At 62.9% G+C, this 26,117-nt stretch carries 21 protein-coding genes and 1 pseudogene; 4 read left to right on the forward strand and 18 right to left on the reverse strand.

All coding sequences use genetic code 11. The features are described from left to right. Window positions 1-58 precede the first annotated feature (58 nt). Window positions 59-1,006 carry a LysR family transcriptional regulator gene (locus HWQ56_RS04950; RefSeq protein WP_158153781.1) on the reverse strand — a complete coding sequence of 316 codons (948 nt, stop codon included), beginning with the start codon at window positions 1,004-1,006 and terminating at the stop codon, window positions 59-61. Window positions 1,007-1,193: 187 nt separating this feature from the next. On the opposite strand from HWQ56_RS04950, the gene HWQ56_RS04955 reads away from it, so the two are divergent. Genes HWQ56_RS04955 through HWQ56_RS04970 form a run of 4 tightly spaced genes read left to right on the forward strand, consistent with a single transcriptional unit; the run spans window position 1,194 to window position 5,980 of the window. Continuing rightward, entirely contained in the window at window positions 1,194-2,705 is a 1,512-nt protein-coding gene (locus HWQ56_RS04955) for an efflux transporter outer membrane subunit (RefSeq protein ID WP_176569930.1), read from the forward strand. A 10-nt stretch (window positions 2,706-2,715) separates the two neighbouring features. Continuing rightward, the gene (locus tag HWQ56_RS04960) at window positions 2,716-4,896 is read left to right on the forward strand and encodes an FUSC family protein (RefSeq protein ID WP_176569931.1); all 2,181 of its coding nucleotides are present in this window, start codon (window positions 2,716-2,718) and stop codon (window positions 4,894-4,896) included. Between the two features lie 3 nt (window positions 4,897-4,899). Continuing rightward, window positions 4,900-5,100: a DUF1656 domain-containing protein gene (locus HWQ56_RS04965; protein ID WP_158153778.1), complete on the forward strand. Its 201-nt coding sequence runs from the start codon at window positions 4,900-4,902 to the stop codon at window positions 5,098-5,100. 10 nt (window positions 5,101-5,110) lie between these two features. Further along, window positions 5,111-5,980, forward strand: coding sequence for an efflux RND transporter periplasmic adaptor subunit (locus HWQ56_RS04970; RefSeq protein ID WP_158153777.1), 870 nt, complete (start codon window positions 5,111-5,113; stop codon window positions 5,978-5,980). Between the two features lie 92 nt (window positions 5,981-6,072). Here the strand turns inward: HWQ56_RS04970 and HWQ56_RS04975 are convergent. The 17 genes and pseudogenes from HWQ56_RS04975 to yaaA all read right to left on the reverse strand — a co-directional run. Then, a pseudogene (locus tag HWQ56_RS04975) lies at window positions 6,073-6,210 on the reverse strand (toxin-antitoxin system HicB family antitoxin); the annotation flags it as partial. Between the two features lie 71 nt (window positions 6,211-6,281). Beyond that, complete coding sequence (locus HWQ56_RS04980) at window positions 6,282-7,094, reverse strand: SDR family oxidoreductase (protein ID WP_176569932.1); 813 nt, start codon at window positions 7,092-7,094, stop codon at window positions 6,282-6,284. Beyond that, window positions 6,980-7,477, reverse strand: a complete 498-nt coding sequence (locus tag HWQ56_RS04985) for a TlpA family protein disulfide reductase (protein WP_176569933.1) — start codon at window positions 7,475-7,477, stop codon at window positions 6,980-6,982. Before HWQ56_RS04985 ends, HWQ56_RS04980 begins: the two co-directional genes overlap by 115 nt. Window positions 7,478-7,565: 88 nt before the next feature. After that, window positions 7,566-8,030: a multidrug transporter gene (locus HWQ56_RS04990; RefSeq protein WP_176569934.1), complete on the reverse strand. Its 465-nt coding sequence runs from the start codon at window positions 8,028-8,030 to the stop codon at window positions 7,566-7,568. A 164-nt stretch (window positions 8,031-8,194) separates the two neighbouring features. Beyond that, window positions 8,195-9,646, reverse strand: coding sequence for a mannose-1-phosphate guanylyltransferase/mannose-6-phosphate isomerase (locus HWQ56_RS04995; RefSeq protein ID WP_158157143.1), 1,452 nt, complete (start codon window positions 9,644-9,646; stop codon window positions 8,195-8,197). A gap of 109 nt (window positions 9,647-9,755) precedes the next feature. Further along, window positions 9,756-10,406: an alginate O-acetyltransferase AlgF gene (locus HWQ56_RS05000; protein ID WP_158157141.1), complete on the reverse strand. Its 651-nt coding sequence runs from the start codon at window positions 10,404-10,406 to the stop codon at window positions 9,756-9,758. 46 nt (window positions 10,407-10,452) lie between these two features. After that, window positions 10,453-11,601, reverse strand: coding sequence for an alginate O-acetyltransferase (locus tag HWQ56_RS05005; protein WP_176569935.1), 1,149 nt, complete (start codon window positions 11,599-11,601; stop codon window positions 10,453-10,455). Window positions 11,602-11,612: 11 nt separating this feature from the next. Further along, window positions 11,613-13,163 carry an MBOAT family O-acyltransferase gene (locus HWQ56_RS05010; RefSeq protein WP_176569936.1) on the reverse strand — a complete coding sequence of 517 codons (1,551 nt, stop codon included), beginning with the start codon at window positions 13,161-13,163 and terminating at the stop codon, window positions 11,613-11,615. 126 nt (window positions 13,164-13,289) lie between these two features. After that, a complete protein-coding gene (locus HWQ56_RS05015; RefSeq protein WP_158157135.1) occupies window positions 13,290-14,417 on the reverse strand; it encodes a mannuronate-specific alginate lyase in 1,128 nt (375 codons plus the stop codon). 8 nt (window positions 14,418-14,425) lie between these two features. Continuing rightward, entirely contained in the window at window positions 14,426-15,874 is a 1,449-nt protein-coding gene (locus HWQ56_RS05020) for an alginate O-acetyltransferase (RefSeq protein WP_158157133.1), read from the reverse strand. Window positions 15,875-15,885: 11 nt separating this feature from the next. Further along, a complete protein-coding gene (gene algG / locus HWQ56_RS05025; RefSeq protein WP_425331934.1) occupies window positions 15,886-17,484 on the reverse strand; it encodes a mannuronan 5-epimerase AlgG in 1,599 nt (532 codons plus the stop codon). Between the two features lie 26 nt (window positions 17,485-17,510). Continuing rightward, window positions 17,511-18,989: an alginate export family protein gene (locus tag HWQ56_RS05030; RefSeq protein WP_176569937.1), complete on the reverse strand. Its 1,479-nt coding sequence runs from the start codon at window positions 18,987-18,989 to the stop codon at window positions 17,511-17,513. Beyond that, the gene (gene algK / locus HWQ56_RS05035) at window positions 18,986-20,404 is read right to left on the reverse strand and encodes an alginate biosynthesis TPR repeat lipoprotein AlgK (RefSeq protein WP_180229344.1); all 1,419 of its coding nucleotides are present in this window, start codon (window positions 20,402-20,404) and stop codon (window positions 18,986-18,988) included. The genes HWQ56_RS05030 and algK overlap by 4 nt, the downstream gene beginning before the upstream one ends. 22 nt (window positions 20,405-20,426) lie before the next feature. Further along, on the reverse strand, window positions 20,427-21,593 hold the full coding sequence (locus HWQ56_RS05040; RefSeq protein ID WP_176569938.1) for an alginate biosynthesis protein Alg44: 1,167 nt from the start codon (window positions 21,591-21,593) through the stop codon (window positions 20,427-20,429). A 35-nt stretch (window positions 21,594-21,628) separates the two neighbouring features. After that, the gene (gene alg8 / locus HWQ56_RS05045) at window positions 21,629-23,110 is read right to left on the reverse strand and encodes a mannuronan synthase (protein ID WP_158157127.1); all 1,482 of its coding nucleotides are present in this window, start codon (window positions 23,108-23,110) and stop codon (window positions 21,629-21,631) included. 72 nt (window positions 23,111-23,182) lie between these two features. Next, window positions 23,183-24,499 (reverse strand): nucleotide sugar dehydrogenase, encoded by a 1,317-nt coding sequence (locus HWQ56_RS05050; RefSeq protein WP_158157125.1) that lies wholly within the window; start codon window positions 24,497-24,499, stop codon window positions 23,183-23,185. 830 nt (window positions 24,500-25,329) lie between these two features. Further along, window positions 25,330-26,109 carry a peroxide stress protein YaaA gene (gene yaaA, locus HWQ56_RS05055; RefSeq protein ID WP_176569939.1) on the reverse strand — a complete coding sequence of 260 codons (780 nt, stop codon included), beginning with the start codon at window positions 26,107-26,109 and terminating at the stop codon, window positions 25,330-25,332. Window positions 26,110-26,117 lie beyond the last annotated feature (8 nt).

Genomic DNA, 26,117 nt, shown 5'->3' on the forward strand with positions numbered 1-26,117 from the left:
AAGACCCCACTTGCAATGCAATCAGCGTGAAGCTCGAAACCTGGCGCCTGGGGCTGCCTCACAGGGCCATGTTCAGTTCATGGATCTTCAGGTCCGCCTCATGGGCCGCCAGAATGTCCGGCAACGACCCGCGCAGGTATTCCACCCAGGTCTTGATCTTGGCATCCAGGTACTGGCGCGACGGGTAGATGGCGTACAGGTTCAGCTCCTGCAACCGGTAGTCGGGCAACATGCGCACCAGGGTGCCGTTACGCAGGCCATCGATGGCCGCGTAGATCGGCAACACGCCCACGCCCATGCCGCTGATGATCGCGCTTTTCATGGCGTCGGCGGAATTGACCTGGAAGGGTGCGTTGCTGATGTTGACCATCTCCTGCCCTTCGGGCCCGTCGAACAGCCATTTTTCCAGTTGCACCACGGGGCTGATCAAGCGCAGGCAGGCATGGGCCATCAGGTCGCTGGGCTTGCGCGCGGCGCCGTGGGCCTTCACGTACTCGGGTGAGGCGCAGACGATGCTGTAGGTGATGCCCAGGCGCTGGGACACGAAACCCGAGTCCGGCAGCTCGCTGGCCAGCACGATGGACACGTCATAGCCTTCATCCAGCAGGTCGGGCACGCGGTTCGCCAGTGTGAGGTCGAAGGTCACGTCCGGGTGCGTCTTGCGGTAACGGGCGATGGCGTCGATGACGAAGTGCATGCCGATGCCGGTCATGGTGTGCACTTTCAACTGCCCGGCCGGACGGGCGTGGGCGTCGCTGGCCTCGGCCTCGGCCTCTTCGACGTAGGCCAGGATCTGCTCGCAGCGCATCAGGTAGCGCTTGCCCGCTTCGGTCAGGGCAATGCGTCGGGTGGTGCGGTTGAGCAGGCGGGTTTGCAGGTGCGCTTCAAGGTTGGAAACCGCCCGCGAGACGTTCGCGGTGGTGGTATCGAGCTGCACGGCGGCGGCAGTGAAACTGCCCGCTTCGGCCACGCAACTGAAAGCACGCATGTTTTGCAGGGTGTCCATGGGTCACTCTCTAAATAGACGGCAAATTGTCGCATGAAGTAACAATTGTCGTCTCGCGGCTTTACACCGATTATCGCTTTTTCCGTAACAAAGAATCGCACGAATACCCGCTTATCGGCACCCGTTTCACCCCCTAGAATCGGCGCCTCAAGGTAATCCCCTCTCTTTCAGTCAGGAATTAGCAGCTGTGCCGCGTCGCCTATTTGCAAAGCTGAATGCTTTCAGCGTTTTGGCCTTAACTTTGACCATCAGCGGCTGCATCGGTACCGGAGGCATTGCCCCACAGGGCAAGGCCCTGTCTGCCAACACCCTGGCCACCGACGAGGCCATCCAGGCCGCCGCCAAGGACGCCCATTGGCCAGCCAGCCAATGGTGGCGCGCCTATGGTGACGCGCAATTGAACCAGTGGGTGGACCTGGCGCTGCAAGGCAGCCCGACCCTGGCCATGGCCGCCGCGCGCGTGCGTCAGGCCAAGGCAGCCGCGGGCGTAGCCGAATCGGCTGAATCGCTGCAGGTCAATGGCAAGGGCTCGATGACCCGGCACAAGTGGCCGACGGATAATTTCTATGGCCCGGGCGAGCTCAGCGGCGTGACCGACTGGGACAACAGCGCCGGGCTCGGCCTGAGCTATTCCCTGGACCTGTGGGGCCGCGAAAGCAACGCCACCGAACAGGCCGTGGACATGGCCCACATGGGGGTGGCCCAGGCGCGGCAGGCCCAATTGGAACTGACCAACAACATCGTCAAGGTGTACATCCAGTTGTCCCTGCATTTCGCCCAGCGCGACATCGCCGAGGCCACCCTTGCCCAACAGGAGCAGATCCTGCAACTGGCCGAGAAACGCCTGGCCCATGGCATCGGTACCCAGTTCGAGGTCAGCCAGGCGCAGACGCCGCTGCCCGAAACCCACCGGCAGATCGACGCGCTGGATGAAGAGATCGCCCTGAGCCGCAACCAGCTGGCCGCCCTGGCCGGCAAAGGCCCCGGCGAGGGCGCGCGCCTGCAACGGCCGAGCCTGGCCCTGGCGGCACCGCTGAAGTTGCCGTCGGCTCTGCCGGCCGACTTGCTGGGCCAGCGTCCTGACGTGGTCGCCAGCCGTTGGCAGGTGGCCGCCCAGGCCCGCGGCATCGACGTGGCCCACGCCGGCTTCTACCCCAATGTCGATCTCACGGCCAGCTTGGGCTACATGGCCACCGGCGGGACGATGCTCGGCTTTCTCAATGCCTCCAAGCTTAGCTACACCGCAGGCCCGGCCGTCAGCCTGCCGATTTTCGACGGTGGCCGCCTGCGCAGCCAGTTGGGTGAGGCTTCGGCCGGCTACGACATCGCCGTGGCACATTACAACCAGACCCTGGTCGAAGCGCTGAAAAGCATTTCCGACCAGTTGATCCGCCGCGAGTCCATGGACAAGCAGCAGGCGTTCGCCGCCCAGTCCGTGGCCTCGGCGCAGAAAACCTATGACATTGCCCAGGTAGCCTTCCAGCGTGGCCTCACGGACTTTCTCAACGTGCTCAACGCCCAGACCCAGCTGTTCCACCAGCAGGAAATCCAGCAGCAGGTACAGGCCGCGCGCCTGACCGCTCAAGCTGAGCTGGTGACCGCCCTGGGCGGTGGCCTGGGTGCCGGCAATGACGTGCCGACCGAGCAGCAGACCGTGGCGCCGAAAACCCCGGCGGCCCTGGCCATCCTCAACCACTGACGGACCGAACATGACTTCTCTGTCTGCACCGTTGCGCCGCCTCGGTGAATTGCAGTGGCGCCGTGGCCTCTTCGAATGGGCGCGCAGCGACGGCGTCACCTGGGTCTACATCTTCAAGACCCTGTTGGCCGCGTTCGTGACCCTGTGGTTGGCGATGCGCCTGGAATTGCCGCAACCGCGCACCGCGATGATCACCGTGTTCATCGTCATGCAACTGCAAAGCGGCCACGTGTTCGCCAAGAGCTTCTACCGGTTCCTGGGCACCATTGCCGGGTCGGTGGTGACCGTGGCGCTGATCGCGCTGTTCGCCCAGAACACCGTGCTGTTCCTGCCCAGCCTGATGATCTGGTTTGGCATCTGTTCGGCCGGCGCGGTACGCCATCGCAATTTCAAGGGCTATGGCTTTGTGCTGGCCGGCTACACCGCGGCCTTCATCGGCCTGCCGGCCCTGGCGCACCCGGAAGGGGCGTTCATGGCCGCCATGTGGCGGGTGCTGGAAATTTCCCTGGGCTTGATCGTTTCCACCGCCGTCAGCGCGGCGGTCCTGCCGCAGTCAGCCAGTGCGTCGATGCGCAATGCGCTGTATCAGCGCTTTGGCGTGTTCGCCGGTTTCGTCGCCAGTGGCCTGCGCGGCGATAGCCAGCGCGAGGCGTTCGAGAGCACGAACGTGCGCTTCATCTCCGAGGCCGTGGGCCTGGAAAGCCTGCGCGGCGTGGTGGCCTTCGAAGACCCGCACATGCGTCGGCGCAGTGGCCGTGTCAGCCGCCTGAACAGTGAGTTCATGGCTATCACCACGCGCTTCAACGCCCTGCACCAGTTGCTCGAACGCATCCGCGCCCGCGGCCACGCCGAGGTGGTCACTGCCATCGAGCCTGGCTTGCAGGCACTGGCCACGTTGCTGGACGGCTATGCCGGCCGTGCGCTCACCGATGCCGACGCCAAGCAACTGGCCGAGCAGATGGCGCTGTACAAGGAGGAACTGCCCTCCCATGTGCGCCGGTTGCGGGCAATCTTCGTGGAGAGCGCCCCCAGCGAAGACGATCTGCTGGATTTCCACACGGCCTATGAGCTGCTGTACCGCTTTGTCGATGAGCTGCTCAGTTACGCTCAGACCCACGCCTCGTTGGCCGACCATAGCCACGTCAGGGAAAAGTGGGACGAACCGTTCATGCCCCAGACCAGCTGGTGGGTGTCGGCCGCCGCTGCCTTGCGCGCGATGTCGGTACTGGGCCTGCTGGGCAGCTACTGGGTCGCCACCGCCTGGCCCAGCGGCGCCACCATGACCCTGGTGGCCGCGGCCACGGTGGGCCTGTCGGCGGCAGCGCCAAACCCCAAGCGCATGTCGTTCCAGATGGCCTGCGGGACCATGCTGGGCGCGGTAGTGGGGTTTGCCGAAACCTTTTTCGTGTTCCCGTGGATCGACGGTTTTCCGCTGCTGTGCATGGTGCTGGCCCCGGTGATCGTCTTCGGTGCTTTCCTGGCCTCCCGGCCCCAGTGGGCGGGTTACGGCCTGGGCCTGCTGATTTTCTTCAGTATCGGTTCGGTGCCTGACAACGTCACGGTGTACAACGCCTACGCCTTCATCAACGACTACATCGGCATGATCCTGGGCATGCTAGCCTGCGCCGCCGCAGGCGCCATCATCCTGCCGCCCAACAGCCGCTGGCTGTGGAGCCGCCTGGAGCACAACCTGCGTGAGCAGGTGGTGTTCGCCATCAGCGGCAAATTGCGAGGCCTGGGCTCGGCGTTCGAAAGCCGCACCCGTGACGTGCTCAACCAGGCCTATGGCCTGGCGGCGGGCAAGCCCGAAGTGCAGCGCAACCTGCTGCGCTGGATGTTCGTGGTGCTGGAAGTGGGCCATGCCATCATCGAGCTGCGCCGCGAACAGGCCATTCTGCCCGTGCACCCGGCCTATGCCGAATCGCAGCCGTGGCGCCAGGCCATCCGGGTGATGGGCCGTTCGCTGATCCGCCTGTTCATCCAGCCCAGCCGCGCCAACCTCGAGCGCAGCCTGGCCGCGGTAGATCAGGCCATTTATTGCGTGCGCGACACCGACGAGCCGTTCGCCCGCCACTTCGATACCTCGGCGCTGCGCCGGGTGCAGAGCTACCTGCACTTCATCCGCAGCAGCCTGCTGGACCCGCAATCACCGCTCGCCGAGCTGGCGCCGCCGCGCCCGCCCAAGGACTGACCCATGCCGCGTGAAATAGCCTTTCATGGTGTGTACATGCCCACCATGACCCTGATGTTCCTGATTGCCCTGGGCGTGGGCTGGGCCCTGGACCGCTTCATCAGCGGCCTGGACCTGTACCGCTTCTTCTGGCACCCGGCGCTGCTGCGCCTGAGCCTGTTCGTTTGCCTGTTCGGCGCCATGGCGCTGACCGTTTACCGTTGAGACTGACTTGATGAAAAAGTTTTTCAGCCTGATCGCCACCTTGCTGATCCTGGCCCTGGCCGTGTTCATCGGCCGCGAGCTGTGGGTGCACTACATGGAAACACCCTGGACCCGCGACGGCCGGGTGCGCGCCGACATCATCAACGTCGCCCCCGACGTGACCGGTTACGTGGTGGCCGTGCCGGTGCGTGACAACCAGTTGGTGAAAAAGGGCGACGTGCTGTTGCAGATCGACCCCGAGCACTACCAGATCGCCGTCAAGCAGGCCCAGGCCCTGGTTGCCTCGCGCAAGGCCACCTGGGAAATGCGCAAGGTCAACGCCAGCCGCCGGGCCGACATGGACAACCTGGTAGTGTCCAAGGAAAGCCGCGAAGACGCCGGCAACATCGCCAGCAGCGCCGAGGCCGACTACCAGCAGGCCGTGGCTGCCCTGGAGGCCGCGCAGTTGAACCTGTCGCGAACCAAAGTGCTGGCCACCGTTGACGGTTATGTCACCAACCTCAACGTCCACGTAGGCGATTACGCCCGCACGGGGGAAGCGAAGATGGCGGTGGTCGACAAGCACTCGTTCTGGGTTTATGGGTTCTTCGAAGAGACCAAGCTGCCGAATGTGCACCTGGGCGACAAGGCTGATTTGCAGATGATGAGTGGCGAGGTCTTGAAGGGGCACGTCGAGAGTATTTCTCGCGGTATCTACGACCGGGACAACCCTGAAAGCCGTGAGCTGGTGGCGGACGTGAACCCGACGTTCAACTGGGTGAGGCTGGCGCAGCGGGTGCCGGTGCGGATTCATATTGATGAAGTGCCGGACGGGTTTTTGCTGGCGGCCGGGACGACGTGCACAGTGGTGGTCAAGCAGGGAACGGCTGGGGCTCTGTAAGATTTCTCGACTTGGCAGCAGGTGTGGGATGACGACCCGCTGCCAGGTGAAGATGTTCTGGCGCCCTTGAGATCAGGCGTTCTCGAAATGCCTCAACTCATCGAGAAGCGGGCTTCGCGCCTCAGCACATCTGCTACCCACTGGTTGATGCTCTTGTGGGCCAATTCGGCTTCGACCGCCACGCTTGCATGGAGACCAAGCTCCAGGCGCAAGCTCAATTTTCCGGAATAGATCGCTGTTGTGGGAAAAATCTGAGATTTCCCCCTGTCCCCCACAAGCGTCAACAGGGCCTCTGGAACGTCTAGAGCACCCGATCCAACCCGAACCTGCGCTTCAACACCCCCTCCAGAACCCCCGCGGGTACCCACCGCGCCAGCCACGGCAACGCCCGGCTGCCGTTGCCGATGCGCACTACCCGCGCCGGCGCGGGTTTTTCCACCGCCGCCAGCAACGCCTGGGCGAACTCCAGCGCCGGTGTCGGCCGGTTCTGCGAGGCCTTGGCCCGGGCGCGGATCTGCGCTGCGAGCGGCCACCACGGCGAGCCCTCGGCGATGACCTGCTCGGCCTCGCGGCTGGCGTTGTTGGCGAATTGAGTGTCGATGGCCCCCGGCTGAACTTCCATGACCCGCACCCCGAACGGCGCCAGTTCCATGCGCAGTGCTTCGCTCAGGCCATGCACCGCGGCCTTGGACGCGCAGTAGGCACCGGCGAACGGCGTGACCAGCACGCCGGAAACGCTACCGATGTTCACCACCAGGCCGCGGCTGGCCCGCAGGTGGGGGAACAGGGCGCGGGTGACGCCGACGATGGAAAACACGTTGGTTTCGAACTGCTGGCGGATGCCGGCCACGCCGCCGTCCAGCAGCGGGCCCATGGCGCCGTAGCCGGCGTTGTTGATCAGGATGTCCAGGTTCGGCAACTCGGCCGCCAGGGCGGCCGCGGCAGCTTCATCGTTGACGTCGAGCTGGCGGGCCTGGAAGCCTTCGGCGGCCAGGCGGTCTACGTCCTGCGGTCGCCGCGCGGTTGCCCAGACGCTGTGGCCAGCTTGCTGGAACGCCCGTGCGAGGGCGAGGCCGATGCCGCTGGAACAGCCGGTGATGAGGGTGACGGGCATACGGGGTCCTTGTTCTGCGAGTCCGGTGTGAGGTCAATCAGGGCGCAGTTTAGCTGTTCATCCTTGCCCCCTGTGATCAATAACCCGCGGCCATCGGCGTGCACCACGAATTGCGCCGGCACCCCGGTCACGCCCAGGGGCTGCCACAAGGCGCCATTGCCTTCGGTGGGCATGCTGAAAATGTCGACGTCCGGGTGCTGGCTGGCGATGGCCGTGAGGTGTTGTAGGCGCATGCTGCAGCTCGGGCAGCCAGCCGAGTGCAATAACAACAGGCGCCCCCGGCGTGCCGGGGCAAAGGCATATTCATTGGCGCCGGTCTGCTTGCCTTCGCCGAAATGTTCGACGAAGGCTGCAGCGTTTTCGAGCGGTTTGATGGCGTTCATCTCGCTGTCCCCATGATGAATAACGTGACGAGCTATTCAACGCTGATGGGGGCGCAACGCGAAACTGTAAGAACTGACAGGTACCCCGTCAGTTGGCAAAGCTGCCTTGCACCCGCTCGGCACGCCATTCCAGGGTCTGCGCGCGGTAGCCGGGGCGCAACGGCGGCACCGGCAGGCAGTCGGCCCATTCGGCACCGGGCTGCAACTGCCCTGGCCCTCGATAGCGCGGGGCGTCGTAGTCGTCCTGTACCAGGTTCACGCTGTCGCCAGGGGCGAAGGCCGCCAGGCGCCATTGCAGCTCCACCAGTGGCACGCTGTTGCCGTTCTTCATGCTCACCCGCACCGGCCGGTCGGCTGCGCACTGCTCGGTGTCGTACTGGAAGTGCAAGCCCATGCGCGCCAGCTGCGCCAGTTCGCGGTTGTCTTGCCACAGCACGCTGAGGCCGACCATGGCCAGGCCCGCCAGGGCGACCAGGGAAATGGGCAAGGCTTTTTTCGGGTAGCGCACCAGCAGGAACAGCCAGGCGATGATGAGGAGGGTGCCGATTAGCATGGGGTGACCACAGGTGAATAGACAGGCCTGTCATCCTACCCTGTGACAGCACGGCTTGTGTAGGCGAACCCAGAGCCGGCGCCCATGAAAAAGCCCCTGCCTCACTGGCTGCGGATAGGGGACGCAGCGAATGAGGCAGGGGCTTTCATACCCGCGGTGATGCCTTATTGAGCGATGGTTTTCACCGACACGCCACGCTCGATCGGAGTGGAACGACCGTAGATGTCCTCGAAGCGCTCGATGTCGTCTTCACCCAGGTAGCTGCCCGACTGCACTTCGATGATTTCCAGCGGGATCTTGCCCGGGTTGCGCAGGCGGTGCACCGAGGCGATCGGGATGTAGGTGGACTGGTTTTCGGTGAGCAGGAACACGTTCTCGTCACAGGTGACTTCGGCGGTGCCCGATACCACGATCCAGTGTTCGGCGCGGTGGTGGTGCATCTGCAGGCTCAGGCAGGCGCCCGGCTTGACCGAGATGTGCTTGACCTGGAAGCGGCCACCCATGTCCACCGAGTCGTACGAGCCCCACGGGCGGTACACTTCACAGTGGTTCTGGGTTTCGCTGCGACCCTGTTCGTTGAGGGTGGCGACCATCTGCTTCACGCCCTGGACCTTGTCCTTGTGGGCGATCATCATGGCGTCCTTGGTTTCCACCACTACGATGTTTTCCAGGCCGATCACCGACACCAGCTTGCCGTTGCCGTGGATCATGCAGTTGCGGCTGTCCTGTACCACCACATCGCCCTTGGTGACGTTGCCGTTGCTGTCTTTCTCGTGCACGTCCCACAGCGACGACCAGCAGCCCACGTCGCTCCAGCCGGCAGTCAGCGGCACCACGCAGGCGCGCTGGGTTTTTTCCATCACCGCGTAGTCGATGGAGTTGTCCGGGCAGCAGGCGAAGGTGGCTTCATCGATCTCGATGCTGTCGCCATCCTTCACGCTGCGTTCCAGGGTCAGCATGCAGGTGTCGTAGATGTCCGGGTCATGCTTTTTCAGCTCTTCCAGGAAGCGGCTGGCGCGGAACAGGAACATGCCGCTGTTCCAGAAGTAGCCCCCGGCCTGGACGAATTCGGTGGCGCGTTTTTCGTCCGGTTTTTCCACGAAGTGCGACACGCGGCTGACGCCTTCAGGCAGCAGGGCATCGTTGCTGGACTTGATGTAGCCATAGCCGGTTTCCGGCTTGGTGGCCGGCACGCCAAACAGCACCATCTCGCCACGCTCGGCGGCCACGGTGGCCAGGGCCAGGGCGCGCTGCAGGGCTTTCTGGTCGTCGATGACGTGGTCGGCCGGCAGCACCAGCATCAGTTCGTCGCGGCCTTCGTTGACCAGCTTCATGGCGGTCAGGGCCACGGCCGGCGCGGTGTTGCGGCCGAAGGGTTCCATGAGGATGCCCTGGGTTTCCAGCTTCAGGTTGCTCAGCTGTTCATTGACGATGAAGCGGTGGTCTTTGTTGCAGACCACGATGGGGGTGTCCATGCCTTCGAACACCAGGCGCTCCAGGGTTTGCTGGAACAGGGTGTGCTCGCCGGTCAGGGCCAGGAATTGCTTGGGGAATTGCTTGCGCGAAAGCGGCCACAGACGAGAGCCACTACCACCTGACAAGATCACCGGAATCATGTTGTTTCTCCAATAAAGCGAATGGTTGTTAGACGTTTGCGTTGCCGTTTCTGTCTTGTTTTTGTTCCCTGTCAGCCACCCGCTTTCACGGGTGGCCAACTCGATTCATTCAGCGCGTGGACACCGGGCGCTGTACCCACACCGGCGACAGGCTGGAGCCTTCGCCGGTCACGTACAGCACGGCCGCTTCGCCGCGCTCCAGGGCCACCGGCTTGAGGTCGCTGACCTTCTTGTCGCCTTCGTACAGCGCCAGGCTGACCTTCACCGGGTTGATCTCGCGTTCGCCGGTGCCCTTGGCGGCCACGTCCTTGACCACGTCGGTCTTGCCGTCGGCGGTCTTCAGGGTCAGGGGCTTGTCGCTGAGGTTCTGCACGCGTACCAGCGACTTCTGCTTGTTCTTGAACGGCGGCTCCTCAACCAGTTGCGGGTTGCCGTTGGTGTTGTTGACCACGGTGTAGTAGTGGTCGGAGGCCAGCTTCACCGGCAGGGTCTTGGCGCCTACCTTGGCGCTGTAGTCGCCCTGGGGCAGGAAGCTGAAATCGCTGCTGGCCAGCGGCGCGACTTCGTTGAGGTTGGTGTTGCCGACGCTGGCGCTGACTTCCTGGTTGCTGGCGTTGTAGACGCGAACGAAGGCGGAGCCTTTGGGCGCGGTAGGGCCGTAGAGCGCGGCGTCGCCACCGGCGAACGCCTGGGTGGAGAGCAGGCCGGCAGCGGCGATGACAGCGGCGGCGAGACGGGTTTTGACGGTACGTGCGGTCATGTGCGATTCCTCTTTGCTTGTAAAGTCGAGCGCTCTTGACGAAGGCTCAGTTGGATTGGCCCACAGCCAGGTTCTGGTTGGTGTTCGGGTCTTTTTTCAGCTCGCCGATCCAGTTCGGATCAAAGTCGCTGAGGTCGTTTTTCATCGGCAGATATCGTTCCGGGAATTCCCAGATCAGCACTTGTGGAGGGCTGTTCTTGAATGCGTCGGTTTGCAGGTACTTGAGCATTGGCAGGATCGGGCCGTGGCCGTCTTCGGCGTAATTGACCACGTCGCTGTGCAGCGACTGCTGCAGGGCGCCCAGGAAATTCCAGTGCGGGTTGGCGCTGTAGCTGGTGCCCACCAGGGCGACCGGAATTTCGCTGCCACCGAACAGGGCGTCACCGCTGGCGGCCTTGTCACCGGCCTGGGTGGTGGTGCGCTGGGCCAGTTCATCGGGCTTGGGCAGCAGGTTGCTGAACAGCGGGTCCAGGGGCAGGAAGTTGGTCAGGTCACCCTTGTAGGGCTTGGCCTGCTCGCTGGCGGTGACGAAGGTTTGCGGGTCGCCGCTCAGCGGCGCCTTCTGGGCAATGGCGGTGCTCAGGTTGTGCGCCACCACTTCGGCGCCCATGGGCGTCCAGTGGGTGTCAGTGCGCAGGAACACCTGGCCCTGGGCCTTGGCCTGTTGCAGCGGGGCCAGCAGGTCGGGGGCGAGGATGCCCGCGGCCGCAGCCTGGGCGTGGAACTGCTGGTACAGGTCCTTGTGCAGTTCGGCCGGTGCGGTGGCACCGATGTGTTCGGGGTACAGGCGGGCCTTGGCCGGAACGATGGCCAGTACCAGTTGCACACCGTGTTGCTTGAGCTGGTCACGCACGCCTTTGATCAGGGCGAAGTTGTCGGCCTCGATCTGCTGGCCGCCGGCCACCGGGTCGAACTCCTCGTCGCTGTACAGCCACTGGTCGCGGCCCAGCACCACGCCGGGGCGGCCTTCGTTGAACAGCTTGAAGTCCACCGCGGCCCACAGGTTGGTGCCCAGGCGCTTGATCGGGAACTGGTCGTCGTAGTGGGTTTCCACCGCCTTGGTGAACTTGCCGTTGAGCACGGTCATCTGTGCGGTTCGGTTGAAGCTGGCGAAGCTCCACAGCGACCAGATGCCCAGGCCCAGCAGCACGGCCAGGAACAGCAGAATGTAGAGGATGCGTAATGATCGGGTCATGGTCGGCTCGCTCAAAACTGGAAGTAAAGGAATGGCGAGAAACTCTGCGCCGACAGCTTCAGGATCGAGGCCACGAACAGCAGCAGCACCAGGGCGCGCATCAGGTAGCGGCTCCAGTCCACGGTCCAGTACGAGGCTTGCACCTGATGGCCATGGGCATGGGCGGCCAGGGCAGCCGGGTTGTCGCCCGGGGTGGCGCGGTACAGGCCAGGTTGCGCGGTGGCCGGGCCGTTGGCTTCGGCCACCGGCGCTTTGGCTTTGGGCTTGGGCGGGTTGCTGTACAGGTCACGCAGGCCGAAGAACGCCAGGGTGAGGTAGGCGACCACCAGGGTGGCGACTTGCAGCCCGGTGAGGCTGGCGGCGTTGAGTTCCGACAGGTGCCAGTCGCCGAAGCTGAACATGGCGCCGTACATACGGTAGGCCACGTGCAGGTTCTCGGCGCGGAAGATTACCCAGCCCATGATCACCAGCAGGAAGGTCAGCGCCCAGCGGATGGGGTTCAGCGAGCGTGGCGTGGTGTTGATGCCCAGCAGCCGTTCGATGGCCAGCCAGGCGCCGTGCCAGGCACCCCAGATGATGTAGGTGAAGTTGGCGCCGTGCCACAGGCCGCCCAGCAGCATGGTCAGGAACAGGTTGCGGTAGGTGGCCAGGGTGCCTTTGCGGTTGCCGCCCAGGGTGATGTACAGGTAGTCGCGCAGCCAGGTCGACAGGCTGATGTGCCAGCGGCGCCAGAACTCGGTGATCGACTGGCTGATGTAGGGTTGCTTGAAGTTTTCCATGAAGCGGAAACCCATCATCAGGCCCAGGCCGATGGCCATGTCGCTGTAACCGGAGAAGTCGAAGTACAGTTGCGCGGTATAGGACAGCGCACCCAGCCAGGCGTCGCCGGTGGTGGGGTTGGTCAGCGCGAAGCAGTGGTCCGAGACAGTGGCCAGGGTATCGGCGATGAACACCTTCTTGATGAAGCCCTGCATGAAGCGGGTGGCGCCTTCGCTGAACTTGTCCAGGGTGTGGGTGCGGTTGTTGAACTGGTCCACCAGGTCGGCGAAGCGCAATACCGGCCCGGCGATCAGGTGCGGGAAGATGGCCACGAACGCGGCGAAGTCGATCAGGTTGCGCGTGGCCGGGGTGTCGCCACGGTACACGTCGATGATGTAGCTGATCGATTCGAAAATGTAGAACGAGATGCCGATGGGCAGCAGCACGTGGGTAAGAATGAACGGCTGCATGCCGAACGAGGTAATGATGGCGTTGATGCTTTCCACGCCGAAGTTGGCGTACTTGAAGTAGCCCAGCACGCACAGGTCCACGGCCACGCCCAGCAGCAGCCAGCGCTGCGCGGGTTTGGTGCGGATGCCGGCGGCGCCTACGCGCAGGCCGATCCAGTAGTTCCATAGGGTGACCGCGGCGAACAGCGCCAGGAAATCCACGCGCCACCAGGCGTAGAACACATAGCTGGCGACCAATAACAGCAGGTTGCGGTAACGATTGCCGCACAGGTAGTACAAGCCGAGAAAGACCGGCAAGAACAGGAACAGGAACACGTTAGATGAGAAAACCATCCCGATCTCTCCTTGTTTGATCCATACACAAGGGCCTAAGCCCCCCCAAACCCCCCATTTATTCCAGGGGGTGATTACGTCCGGTTACCGCCTGTAGCCGCTGCCTGACGGCAGCGGCTACAAGTGCTATGAGCCCTTGTTACCTTTCTCATGCTCGGGGTCGTAGACCTTGGTCAGGTCGCCGCCCAGGCGGAAGGTCTTGAACGGCTGGCCTTCATGCTTGCGCTGCAACGCATCGGGTGGGCAGCTGTAAAGGCTGCACCAGGGTTCGAGCCAGGCGAATTTGCTATCCACCTTCAGGTCGGTCATGTCCTGGTCCTTGCCGTTCTTCGCTTCGAAGATGCTCGGGTCTTTCACCCCTGCCAGCACCTTGTCGCCCAGGCGCTTGAGAGCACCATTGTTTTCCTGGCGCAAGTCCACACCGTTGGCCTGGGCAAAGCTGGCGATCATCGACAGCGGTGGCAGGGCGTAGTTGTGGTAGGCCAGGGCGCGCTGCTGGCGCTTGACTTCATTGGGCAGGAAACCGTCGGCATCGACCTGGTTGGCGCCGATCTTGTATTCCTTCACTGCCCAGTCGAACAGGTCGCGGCGGTCCAAAGCCACGGAGGTAGCCATGACCGACCAGGCCGCCCAGTACGAGTGGTTATTGGTGTGGTCCAGCGGCAGGTTGTTCCAGTCGCTTACCACCTGGTCGGCCAGGCGCCCGAACCAGGCTTCGATGACCTGGGTCTGCTGCTGGTGGTTGGCCAGTGGGTGGGAATCGGAGAACTTCAGGCGCACGTAGGCCGAGGCCATGCTACCCAGTGCCCATTTGCGCATGGACTTGCCGGTGTGGTTGAAGTCCTTGGACATCAGCGCGTCGGCCTGGGCCCAGGCGGTCAGCCAGTTCAAGGTGCAGTCCAGTTCCTGCGGGTTGCCGTCGCGCATGTACACCATCACCTGCTTGCTGATGCCGCGCTCCATGTTGGTGATGTCTTTGGTGGCATCACGGAAGGCTTTATCGGACGAGGCATTGAAGGTCGAACGGGTCTTGTCCGAACCTTCGTACTTGCTGCGAAACTGCAGGCTCTGGGTGTAGGGCGCCGGCATGGCCTGGCAGCCCTGGTCGTTGGGGCTGGTCTTGAACTTGTCCACGGCCGCCAGGTAACCCTGTGGCGGGTGCAAGGGCGCGGCAGCCTGGGCGTTGGCGGCGAACATGGCCAGGCCCAACAGGGTCGGGGCCAGCAGGTGCTTGAGTACGTTGGCGCGGTTCATGATTGACCTCACAGTCCGGCTTGGGCGTTCTGTTGTTTCGGTGATTGCTGAACGCCGGGGAAGACGTTGCGCTTGCACACGGTGGCTTCGACTTTCTGCGGTGCCTGCCCGGCGTCCGGGCCTTGCACCTCAAGGGCCAGCAGGTTCTGCGAAGCCCAGTCCTCGTCGTTGCGCAACTCGAAGGCAAAGCGCCCGTCGGTTTCGGATGTTTCGGGTTTCTCGATTTTCAGGTCCTCGTGGCGGCCGTTCAGGTACCAGAGGGTGGCGTGCAGGGTTTTCACCGAGGTGTCGGCGAACTTGATGTCGATCTGGTGGTTGCCGTTGTGCAGGTCCTTGATGCCGTTGCGCCCGTTCACCAGCAGTTCGTTCTTGCCGGTCTTCAGCGTGGCACTGGCTTGCAGTTCGGCCGGCTTGCCTTCGCAACCGTTGTCCAGCATCGACATCATCTGCCGGTAGATGGTCTCCTGGTCCAGGCGGTACAGCGGCGAGAATTCCCAGATGAGGATCTTCGGCGGGTGCTTCTGGAAGTCGTCGCTGCCCAGGTACTGCAGCATCGACCCTTCCAGGCCGCCGCCGGGGAAGGCCACGTTGAGGATGTCGGCGCCAATGTCCTGTTCCAGGAACCCGGAGAAGTTGTAGTTCTTGCCACTGTGGCTGGTGCCCACCAGGGTGATCTGCGGGGTACCGGCGTCGCTGAACAGGTCGCTGTCGGAAGCCTCGCCCTTGGGTTCGGTGGTGAACTGGTCCATGTACTGGATGGCGTAGCTGGTGCCGCACAGCTGGCCTGCCATGTTGTGCAAGGTGCCGGTCTTGCCCATGCGCCCGGACAGGTGGGTTTCGAATTCACGCTTGGGCACGTCGGCGAACGCCGGCATCTTCTTCACGGTCTCGGCCACGATCTTGGCGGTGCGCTGGGCGCCATACGGGGTCCAGTGCTGGTCGCCGCGGAAATAGAAGTCGTGGGCCTGCTGTTCGTTGGTCAGCGGCGACAGGTCCGGCACGTTGTAGCCCATGCTGGCGAAGCGCTTGAGCATGGCCTGGTAGTTTTTCAGCGCCTTGTCGTAGTCGAACTTGTCGCGGTCGGCCGGGAACAGTTTGTTGCGGTCCACCAGGCCACGGGTGGGCTGGTACACCAGCACCAGCTCGATGCCCTTGCTCTTGAACGCGTCGTGCAGTTGCTGCAGGCGGCGGTAGCCTTCGGGGGTGGTGTCGAACTCGGTACGCAGGTCTTCCTGGGTACGGAATAGCCAGTCGCCCTGGGCCTGTACCAGGGTGGTGAAGTTCTGCTGGTAGCGGGTCACGTAGTTCTTGGCGTCATGGGCCGCCGGGCACAGGCTGCAGCAGGGGGCGGCTTCGTATTTGGGCGCGGCGAAGTCCTGGGCCTTGGCGCCGTTGGCGGCCAGCATCGCGGCGGCAAGGCCCGACAGGCTGAGCAGCTTGATCAATGTGGGGTGCATGAAATTCATCCTCAGTCCTGCATTTCGGTCTGGCGTTCGACGGGGTCGATCAGCACGGCTTTTTGTTGGCGTACCATCAGGTCCATGATTTCCGCCTGGCGGTCACCCAGGATGCCGGTGAAGCTGATGCCGCTGGATTTGGTCGGCGCGAGCATCGACACCCGGTACATCTCCACCGACAAGGGCGAGTCGATGGACAATGGCCCGGTACCGTTGCCGGCCAGTTCGCCGCCCACCAGGATCAGCGACACCTGTGCATCGAAGGGGTCGAGCTTGATGTTGCGGTCGGTGTTGCTCAGGTCCTTGATGTGCCCGTACACACCGGTCAGGCCGTTGGCCAGCGCCTTGTTCTCGTAGAGGCGGATGTTGGTGCTGTTGCGCACGCGAATGCCGTGGCGCTTGTTGCCCAGCAGCTCGTTGCCCCACAGCAGGTTGTCGGCGCTCTCGTACAGGGTGATGCCGTCGGTGTGGTTCTTGTAGATCTTGTTGTAGGCCACCAGGTTGCCCACGCTGTTACGGTCGATCACCACGCCCGAGAGATGGTTGTCGTAGCTGCGGTTGTTGATGATGAAGCTGTCGTTCACTTCCCGTGACACGATGATGCCGTGCTTCTTCTTCGTCCCGTACACGGTGTTGTCGGCGATGATCAGGCCGTGGGAACGGTCGTGGGGGTCGATGCCGTAGATGATGTTGTCGTGGTAGGTGTTGCTCTTGACCACGAAGTCGCGGGTTTCATAGCAGTAGAAGCCGTACCACATGTCCGAGAAGGTGCTGCCGATGATCCAGCCGGTGGGCTGGCCGCGGCCCATCTGTGCACTCATGTTCGGGGTGTACTGGGAAATGCTCACGCCGTAGGACTTGGACTGGTTGTAGCCCATGCTCGCCATCACGGTGTTGACCATGTAGGTCTCGGTGCCGCCCCAGGCCAGCAGGAACGGGCGGAACTCCTTGGGCTCGCGGAAGGTGGAGGGGCCGTTGTCAGCCTCGCGCCAGCCCGTTACCCGCGTATCCCGGATGAACAGCTTGCCGTCGTTGACGATGAACGAGCCACCTTCCTGGGACAGGCGCAGCTCCTTGGCCTGCTTGTCGATCTCGAACACGGCGTTGTGCCCGACCACGATCGGCAGCCGTGCCAGGTAGACGCCCGGCGCGGTTTCGCGGATGTACTGCTTGGGCAGCTTCTTGACCAGTTCGGTGAGGTTGACGTAGCCGTCTTCGACGAAAATGGCCTGGGGAATGCCGTGCTGGCGGTTCACCCATTCGGCCATCTTGTTGTCGCCGCCGATGAACTCCTTGAGCACGTCTTCCTGCAGCATGCGCTTGACCATGATCTTGCCCGGCTTGCGACGGTCGATCTTGGCGGCCACGGCCTGGGCGGTGTAGCCCGTCAGGTCGGGCAGTTTCGGCGCCGCCAGTTCCAGCGACTCCGGTGGCGCGGTGGTCACGGTGTAGGTCTTGGCCTGTTGCAAGGTCTTGGCCTCATCGGCCGCCGGCGCGGGCGCAACAGCCGGGTGCGCGGCCGGCGCGCTGGCCAGGGCAGCGCCACTGGCCAGCAGCAGGGCAGTGACCAGCAACGTCCTGGGCAACGGTAATCTGTGGGTGTTCATCATGTCATCGCACTCCCTTCGCAGTCGCATCAGAAGCGCCAGATCACGTCGATGAAGGCGCGGTGCATGTAGCTGTCCACTTCGCTGCCATACGCCGAGCCCGGTTTGAATACACCGGCGCGCAAGCGCACCAGCGCCGATGGCTCGTCGAGGGACTGGCTCAAGGCTGCCGGCAGCAGGCCTTGCTTGAAGTACTTGGACACCACCAGGTCCATTTCCTGGCCCAGGTCCTTGTCCCCGTCAGCCAGTGGTAGCGAGCTGATGGAGGTGACGTCCGTGGGGTTTTCCGGGTCGAAGGTGGTGTTCACCGCGTCCAGGGTGTTGGTGCCGATGCCCTGGTTGCCGTCGACACGCCAGAATTTGTGGTAGATCAGGCTGGCGTCGTATTCGTCGCGCAGTTGCCAGGAGGCGAACAGCGAGGCGGTCTGGGTGTTGGCCATCTCGGCCTGGTAGGCTTCGCCGAAGCGGGCGACGCGGGCACGGGTACCGGTCCAGGTCGAGCGGTTGCTTTGCAGGCCGTTCTGTTCGTAGTCGCGGCTGGCACGCGAGTAGGCGCCGCCTACCTGCCAGTTCGGGTCAAGGTGCACGCGCAGGCCCAGGTCGGTGGCCCAGCCGTTGACGTGGCCGCTGCTCTTGTCGCCGGCCACGGTCTGGCCGTTCACCACGTTGCTGCCGATGCTGTCGCGGTTGCCGGACATGAACGTCAGGCTGCCCCAGTAGTTGATGTTGTTCAGGTTGTCGTGGTTGTAGGCGTCGCTGTCGGCTTCAAGGCCCAGCCAGGTCAGGTCGCCGGTGCTGCTCTTGTCCGAATCGTCGATGGCCTCGCCGGTATGGGGCAGGCTGCCGCTGTCATGGGTGTGGTGGGCGCGCAGGCCGACCCATTGGCCGGGGGTCCACTGGTACGAGACATCGCCGTAAGCGTGCAGCACGTCCTTGTCGCTGGCCGACAGCTCGGTGAGGTCGGTGCGGTATTCGCTGAAGCGCTCGGCAACGCCGGCATGGGCACGCAGCAGGGTGGTGTCGAAGTCCCAGTTCAGGGCTTCGATGTTGGTGTCTTTCCATTCGCCGTCGTCGTTGCGCAGGCGTTGGCGGCCGAACTTCAGGATCTCGCCGGGGTAGGGCGTGAAGCCGCTGTAGCCGACCCAGAATTCGCGCATGGCCAGGTAGTTCTTTTTCTGCTCGCGGCCTTTGGCGGTGCTGTCGCTGGTGACATTGGATTCTTGCAAGGTATCGGTCTGGATGGTGTCGGTGGCGGTGACCAACTGGCCCATCGCATAGGCGCTCCAGTCACCCCATTGGCCGTAGGCCCAAGGGCGCAGGTCCAGGCCCAGGCCGTTGACGTCGCCGCCGGAACGGGTGCCCAGGTCGCGGTCATCTTCCGATTGCAGGGTACCTTTGATCTCGATACCGAAATTCTGGTCGGCGGTCAGTGCCGCCAATGTCGGGCAGGACCACAGGGCGGCGAAGCCGAGGCCGATGCCGGCCTTCATCCATTGGTTCAACTTCATAGCGATTTGTCCTCACCGTCTTCGTCTTCCAGCGTCTGCAGGGCAATGCTGCTGTTCTGGTTCATGGCACCGCGCACTCGCTGTTCTTGCTGCAGCAGTTGCTGGGCCTGGGCGCGCTGGTCAGGTGACAGGGTGGTTTCCAGTTGCGTGGCCAGGTCCAGCACCGGCTGGGCCGGTTCGGGCTGGGCCTTGGCCAGTTGCACGAACAGGTAGGCGTACACCGGGTTTGGCTGGGTGCCACGGCCGCCCGAATACAGCTGGGCCAGGGCGAAGTCGGCGCTGGCCTGGCCACCGCGGGCCGCGACCAGCAGGTTGTCCACGGCCTTCTGTGGCTCGGGTTCGCCCAGGTAGCCACGGCGGTAGATCTGGCCCAGGTAGTAATGAGCGCTGACCTGGGTGGGCGCGGCAGCCTTGAGGTGCTGCTCGGCCTTCTTCGCGTCCGGCAGCACCAGCTTGCCTTCGTAGTAGACCTTGCCCAGCAGTAGCTCGGCGCGCGGCTGGTCGGCGTTGCGGCCCTTGTCCAGGTATTCCATCATCTTGTCGACGTCACCCAGTTCCGGGAAGTCGTACAGCAACTGCGCCAGGCTGACCCACGAGGCCGGGTACACCGGGGCGATCTTTTCCAGCATCGCCTGGGCGGTTTTTTCGTCGGTCTGGCCCAGGGTGGCATCCCCCAGCACGCGAGCGACGGCGTCCACGCGCATCGCTGGAACCGCGCCGCGAGCGTAGGCGGCCTGCAACTGCGCGAGCAAGGCTTGCTGGCGGTCGGTCTGCTGGCGTTTCTGGTACACGGTGGCCAGTTCCACGTAGCACACGTCAGCCACGTTCAAGGCCTTGCGGCACAGGTTTTCGACGTCGTCCAGGTGCTGGTCGTAGGTGCCCTGGATGCGGTACACCAGGACTTGCGCCAGGTTGGCTTCGGCGTAGCCGGCGGCCTGCCACTGGTTGATCTTTTCCTGGGCGTTCACGCCCGGGAAGGTATTGGGGTATTGCAGGTAGAGCATGGCCAGTGGCGTCAGGGTGTTGCCCTCGCCATTGGCAAACGCTTTCTTCAGCAGGCCTTCGGCTTCACGCTGTTCGGCCTCGGTGGGGTGCGGCTTGAGGGCCAGCAGGCGGCCCAGGCGAGCCTGGGCCCGCGGCGAGGTATCGGCCGCGGCGCGGTAGGTGGCCTCGGCCTGGCGCAGTTGCTCGGGGTCGCGGGTGCCCACCTGGATATCGGCCAGGCCCACCTGGGCTTCGGTGTAGCCCAGGTCTGCCAGTTGCTGATAGTTCTGCTGGGCCAGCGCCGTGTCGCCACGTTTCAAGGCTTCGTTGGCCAGACGCTGGTCCGGCAGGCCCGCGCAACCGGCCAGGCCGATGGCGACGGCCAGGCCCAACAGCGCCGATCCTGGCAATATTCTTAGAGTGCTAGCCACAGGTGTTCTCCTCGATTCCGGCTTACTGGCCAGCGGCCATGGCTTTGTCCATCAGCCAGTTCAGCGACGGCCCACGGTCGCTGCTGACATCGACGGCACGGCCGGTGAGGTTGCTGTTCAGTGGCTCGTCGGGCTGGATCTGCACGCGCAGGTCCGAGGACAGGTCCAGTGGGTTGATGCTGGTGGCGTTGACCACCTTGCCGTGGCGTACGGTGTCGTCGCCGGCCACCTGGAAGTTCACCGCGGTGCCCGGGGTGATGTCGCCGAACTGCCGGTAGGCAAAGCGTGCTTCGACGTTGGCGGTGGTGTTGCGCGGTACCAGGGTGAAGATCACATCGCCCTTGCTGGCGTACTGGCCGTCGGCGACCAGTTGCTGGCCCACGGTGCAGTCGCAGGGCGAGGTGAGGGTGCCGGTCATTTGCTTGCCGAACAGTTCGGTGATCTTCTCGGGTTGCAGCTGGTCGGGGTCCAGGTTGCCTTTGAGCACGTCGAGCATGCTGGTGCTGAACGTGGCCAACGGTGCGCCCTTGGGGGCCACGCCGTTGGCGCCTACCAGACTTTGCACAGTGCCGTCGCGTGGCATGGTGATGTTCATCGAGGGCGCCGACACCAGGCCCGCCTGGGCATGGGTCACGAAATACAGGCCATACACCGACTTGAGCACGAAACCGAAAGCTGCCAGGCCCACCACGAACACGCCGGCGCTGAAGGTCACGGCGCGCAGCCGGGCCATGGCCGACTGGCCGGCACCGACTTTCTTGTCGCGGCGGGCCTTGGTGAAGTTGTCACGTTGCAGGGTGCCCAGCACGTCGCCGACGCTGATGATCTCGCCACTCAGGTGCGAGGTGATCAGGTGGCGCATGGTGGCGATGTCCTGCTGTTCCAGGTTCTGGAACTGGCAACCGACACGGCCGGTGGCATCGTTGTAGGAGCGCACCTGGAATTCGATATCCATGCCCAGGCCCAGGGTGTCGATGACGAACATCAGGCGCCCGCGGTGCACTTCGCCTTCTTTCAGCGGCTTGGGCGCGTTGAACGCCAGGCCGCCGGCCGACAGGTCTTCGATGCGAACCTCGATGGTTTCGCGGTTGGGCCCCTGGTAGCGCAGCTTGGCGGGCAGCTTGACCCGGGCATGCTGGCGCTGGGCTTCGGATTCATGCACAACGTTCACGTTCACGGCATTATTCATGGCGGTATTTCCTACTTAATCCATTAGTGTCCGGCTCACACGATCACGAACAGCACAGCGACGAAGATGCTGGCGGCCGAGAACGTCATGGTCCGGGAAGACCAGGTGTTGAACCATTGTTGAAAGCTGGCGAGATCACGTTTGAGCACGGTGGGCTGGCGCGTCCAGGACTGCTTGTCGAGGCGGAAGAAGACATAGATCTTCATCAGTGCGCCGACGATCTGGTTGTAATACAGGATCACCGGATAGGCAGGCCCCACCGAGTGCCCTGAGCACAACAACATGACGGTCAGGATCAATCGGGTGATGCCGATCCACAGCAGGTAACCCAGCAGGAACGCGATGTTGAATTTCAACGTGGCGATGATGGCCACGGTCAGGCCCAGCAGGCTGGTCCACATGGACACACGCTGGTCGAACAGCACGATGCTGGTGAACACCCCCAGGCGGCGCACGCCCAGGCCCAGGGCACGGGAGTTCTGGCGCAGGTTGTTGCCATACCAGCGGTACATCAGTTTGCGGCTGGCCTTCAGGAAGCTCTTTTCCGGCGGGTGTTCCACGGTGTTGATCGCGGCATCCGGCACGTAGAAGGTGTCGTAGCCAAGGCGCATCAGGCTGAACCAGCTCGACTTGTCGTCGCCGGTCAGGAACTTGAAGCGGCCCAGGCGCCAATGTTCAAGCGAGTCGCTTTCCACATCGGCGATGAACTCGGGGTTGGTGACCACGGTGGCGCGGAACACCGACATGCGCCCGGTCATGGTCAGCACGCGCTTGGACAGGGCCATCGAGCACATGTTGATGTGGCGCTGGGCGAAACGCAGCTTGTGCCATTCGCTCATGATGTAGCCGCCGCGCACTTCGCAGAATTCGTTGGTGGTCAGGCCGCCGACGTTTTCGTAGAGCTTGAACCAGGGCACGGTCTTGCGCACGCAGCCCTCGGCCAGCACGGTGTCGCCGTCGATCACCGCCACTACCGCGTTTTCGTCGGGCAGGTGGCGGGAGATGGCACGGAAACCGAAGGCCAGGCCATCGCGCTTGCCGGTACCGGCGATGCGCACGAAGTCCAGGGAGACGCGGTCAGGCGGGGCCATCTTGGCCCACAGCGCCTTGACCAGCAGTTCATCGGACATTTCCACCAGCGAGCAGACCACCGTGGTGGGGTAGCCACACTCGATGGCCTCGCGGATCACCGAGCTGTACACCTGGGCGGTGGTCAGCGCGTCGATGCGAAAACTGGTGACCATCAGGAACACATGGCTGGGGGCGGCGGCGTCGCCCAGTTTCTGCACCTTGCGGCGCAGGTGCGGGTAGACCACGTACAGGAACAGCATGCCCCGCACGAAGTGCGTGGCGCCCATGGAGTAGCGCCAGATACCCACGGCGCCCACCAGGAAAATGAAGTCTTTCGACTGCGAGTCGAAAAGAGTCGTTGGCAACGCCAAGGCGATTGCCATCAGCAATGTCAGGTAGAACAACCATCCGGCGGCCTGGAGAAGACCGTGTTTTAGCCTGTGCATGATCTGCGTCCGTATCGATTGTCGGGCAAGGGGTAGAGCGGGCCTGCCGGCGAACCGGCAGGCCCCGCGGCCTTACCAGCAGATGCCTTCGGTGCGAGCTTCCGGGCAGGTGGTCTTGGGCATGAAGCCCACCAGGTCGATGACCTGCTTGCCGTGCGGCACCGCCTCGACCAGCGAACGGAATTTCTCGTCGCGGTTACCCAGGATGATCACGTCGGAGTTGTTGATCACGCCGTCGAAGTCCGAGTCCAGCAGCGAGGACACGTGCGGGATCTTCGATTCGATGTAGTCCTTGTTGGCACCGTGGACGCGGGCGTATTCGACGTTGCTGTCGTAGATCTTCAGCTCGAAGCCCTTGCCGATCAGCATCTCGGCCAGTTCCACCAGCGGGCTTTCGCGCAGGTCGTCGGTGCCGGCCTTGAAGCTCAGGCCCAGCAGGGCGACCTTGCGCTTGTCGTGGCTGGAGATGATGTCGAAGGCGTTCTGCACCTGGGACACGTTGCTGCGCATCAGCGAGTTGAGCAGCGGGGCATCCACGTCCAGGGAGCTGGCGCGGTAGGTCAGGGCACGCACATCCTTGGGCAGGCACGAACCGCCAAAGGCGAAGCCTGGGCGCATGTAGTACTGGGACAGGTTCAGGGCCTTGTCCTGGCAGACCACGTCCATCACTTCACGGCCATCGACGCCCACGGCCTTGGCGATGTTGCCGATCTCGTTGGCGAAGGTCACCTTGGTGGCGTGCCATACGTTGCAGGTGTACTTGATCATCTCGGCCACTTCGATGTCCTTGCGGATGATCGGTGCGTCGAGTTCTTCGTACAGCGATTGCAGGGCATCGCCAGAGGCCTGGTCGAACTCGCCGATGACGGTCATCGGTGGGTGGTCGTAGTCCTTGATGGCGGTGGATTCCCGCAGGAACTCAGGGTTTACGGCCACGCCGAAGTCGACGCCGGCTTTCTTGCCCGAGCAGTCTTCCAGAATCGGGATGACCACGTTCTTGACGGTGCCTGGCAACACGGTGCTGCGCACGACGATGGTGTGGCGCGACGTCTTTTCACGCAGCACGAAACCGATTTCACGGCACACCGATTCGATGTAGTTGAGTTCCAGGTCGCCATTCTTTTTGCTGGGGGTACCGACGCAGAGCATCGACAGGTCAGTGGCGCGAATGGCCTCCGAAAAGTCGGTGGTACCGCGCAGGCGGCCGCTCTGAATCCCTTGTGCCAGAAGTGCTTCCAGGCCCGGTTCGACGATAGGCGATTTGCCGTTGTTGATTAGGTCAATCTTGGCCTTGGAAATATCCACGCCAACAACGTCGTGACCGCGTGCAGACAGGCAACCGGCACAGACTGCACCGACATAACCCAAACCGAAGATGCTGATACGCATCGCATTCACCTCATGTGTTATCGCGCCGACTCAACAAGTAAGAGCCGGACCGGGTTTTAATTAACCAGCAGTATTCGCGCACTCGGAAACGTGACAAATAGATGTCATGGTCCCGCTTGCAGGCATATTTAAATATTGAGTGCGCACCATAATGCACTCAACAAGAGCAGCGCTTGGCCGTTTAGTGGGCGTGTGCCCTGATGTGTAGCCAGCCTGTATTACAAAGACGACTTCCCAGCTTGCAGTGCCGACTGCGATCTTGGCGGAACGCCAATGAAATCAAGCACTAAGACGCTTTGCAGGAGCTCGGTATACGAGGCTCTGGCCTGGCCAATTCGAAGACTACTTTTGGTGCGTTCTCTCCTGAGATCAACTTTGGGTCATTCACACTCTGTGTAATCAAAGTTTCACGAGCTCCCTGCTCAACACTATTTCCCATCTTGCTGTAGGTCATCTCTCACATGGCGCTCAAGAATCGTTACGGGTGGTATGAGCAGCAGTCTTTGCGATTAGTTCCTGACCCCATTCGCGGCCAATGACAAAATCTTCACGTTTTTCATCTGTACAAATACTTGCACAGTGATAGCACGGTCAGGTTTCGCCCTTTGGATCAGGGGAGTTGCGCGAGCGTCATATTTTTGTGCCAGTACTCAAAAAAAAGTCGTCAAAAAAAGCGAAGTTTCCTGAACCTGAGCTGAATAGCGGACGGCAATCATCTAATTTGACGACTTATTGGCGCCAAAATACTGACCGGTAGTGGCAATGTGGACTTTTTGGTGGGGGTAACGGTGCGCGTTTTGTAGGACAAAAACACGCACCGAAAAGAGGCTTCAGTCGGCGGGATGGTCGCGCAGAAACACCAGATGATCCGGTTTGGAATGGTCGGCACTGAAGTAGTATCCGTGCGCGTCGAAACGCTTCAGTGATTCCACGTCGTTGATGCGTTCCTGGATGACAAAACGGCTCATCATGCCCCGCGCTTTCTTGGCATAGAAACTGATGATCTTGTAGTGGCCGTTCTTCAGGTCCCTGAATTCGGTGTTGATGATGCGTGCCTTCAGAGCCGTTCGCTTCACCGCCGAGAAGTACTCGGTGGAAGCCAGGTTCAGCAGCAGGTCGTCCCCTTGCTCGGCCAGCGCCTCGTTCAGCCATTCGCTGATGCGTGTGCCCCAGAAGGCATACAGGTCCTTGCCACGGGCGTTGGCCAGCTTGGTGCCCATTTCCAGGCGATAGGGCTGCATCAGGTCCAGCGGGCGCAGGAGGCCATACAGGCCGGACAGCATGCGCAAGTGATCTTGGGCATAGGTGAAATCGGCGTCGGCCAGCGTGGTGGCATCGAGCCCGGTGTACACATCCCCCTTGAACGCCAGCAGCGCCTGCTTGGCGTTGTCGGGCGTGAACGCGGGGTTCCAGCTGCCGAAGCGCGCGGCGTTCAGGCCGGCCAGTTTGTCGGACAGGTGCATCAGCTCGCTGATCTGCGCCGGCGCCAGCTCGCGCAGGATCTGGATCAGTTCCTGGCTGTGGTCCAGGTACTGGGGTTGGGTAAAACGGTCGGTGACCGGGGTTGTTTCGTAATCCAGGGTCTTGGCGGGGGAAATCACCGTCAGCATGAAATCGT

Source organism: Pseudomonas eucalypticola (genome assembly GCF_013374995.1).
Taxonomy (GTDB): domain Bacteria; phylum Pseudomonadota; class Gammaproteobacteria; order Pseudomonadales; family Pseudomonadaceae; genus Aquipseudomonas; species Aquipseudomonas eucalypticola.

Coding starts and splice junctions, on each gene's coding strand:
- HWQ56_RS04950 (WP_158153781.1), bottom strand. CDS start 1,006: ATGGACACCCTGCAAAACATGCGTGCTTTCAGTTGCGTGGCCGAAGCG.
- HWQ56_RS04960 (WP_176569931.1), top strand. CDS start 2,716: ATGACTTCTCTGTCTGCACCGTTGCGCCGCCTCGGTGAATTGCAGTGG.
- HWQ56_RS04965 (WP_158153778.1), top strand. CDS start 4,900: ATGCCGCGTGAAATAGCCTTTCATGGTGTGTACATGCCCACCATGACC.
- HWQ56_RS04970 (WP_158153777.1), top strand. CDS start 5,111: ATGAAAAAGTTTTTCAGCCTGATCGCCACCTTGCTGATCCTGGCCCTG.
- HWQ56_RS04980 (WP_176569932.1), bottom strand. CDS start 7,094: ATGCCCGTCACCCTCATCACCGGCTGTTCCAGCGGCATCGGCCTCGCC.
- HWQ56_RS04985 (WP_176569933.1), bottom strand. CDS start 7,477: ATGAACGCCATCAAACCGCTCGAAAACGCTGCAGCCTTCGTCGAACAT.
- HWQ56_RS04990 (WP_176569934.1), bottom strand. CDS start 8,030: ATGCTAATCGGCACCCTCCTCATCATCGCCTGGCTGTTCCTGCTGGTG.
- HWQ56_RS04995 (WP_158157143.1), bottom strand. CDS start 9,646: ATGATTCCGGTGATCTTGTCAGGTGGTAGTGGCTCTCGTCTGTGGCCG.
- HWQ56_RS05000 (WP_158157141.1), bottom strand. CDS start 10,406: ATGACCGCACGTACCGTCAAAACCCGTCTCGCCGCCGCTGTCATCGCC.
- HWQ56_RS05005 (WP_176569935.1), bottom strand. CDS start 11,601: ATGACCCGATCATTACGCATCCTCTACATTCTGCTGTTCCTGGCCGTG.
- HWQ56_RS05010 (WP_176569936.1), bottom strand. CDS start 13,163: ATGGTTTTCTCATCTAACGTGTTCCTGTTCCTGTTCTTGCCGGTCTTT.
- HWQ56_RS05015 (WP_158157135.1), bottom strand. CDS start 14,417: ATGAACCGCGCCAACGTACTCAAGCACCTGCTGGCCCCGACCCTGTTG.
- HWQ56_RS05020 (WP_158157133.1), bottom strand. CDS start 15,874: ATGCACCCCACATTGATCAAGCTGCTCAGCCTGTCGGGCCTTGCCGCC.
- algG (WP_425331934.1), bottom strand. CDS start 17,484: ATGATGAACACCCACAGATTACCGTTGCCCAGGACGTTGCTGGTCACT.
- HWQ56_RS05030 (WP_176569937.1), bottom strand. CDS start 18,989: ATGAAGTTGAACCAATGGATGAAGGCCGGCATCGGCCTCGGCTTCGCC.
- HWQ56_RS05040 (WP_176569938.1), bottom strand. CDS start 21,593: ATGAATAATGCCGTGAACGTGAACGTTGTGCATGAATCCGAAGCCCAG.
- alg8 (WP_158157127.1), bottom strand. CDS start 23,110: ATGCACAGGCTAAAACACGGTCTTCTCCAGGCCGCCGGATGGTTGTTC.
- HWQ56_RS05050 (WP_158157125.1), bottom strand. CDS start 24,499: ATGCGTATCAGCATCTTCGGTTTGGGTTATGTCGGTGCAGTCTGTGCC.
- yaaA (WP_176569939.1), bottom strand. CDS start 26,109: ATGCTGACGGTGATTTCCCCCGCCAAGACCCTGGATTACGAAACAACC.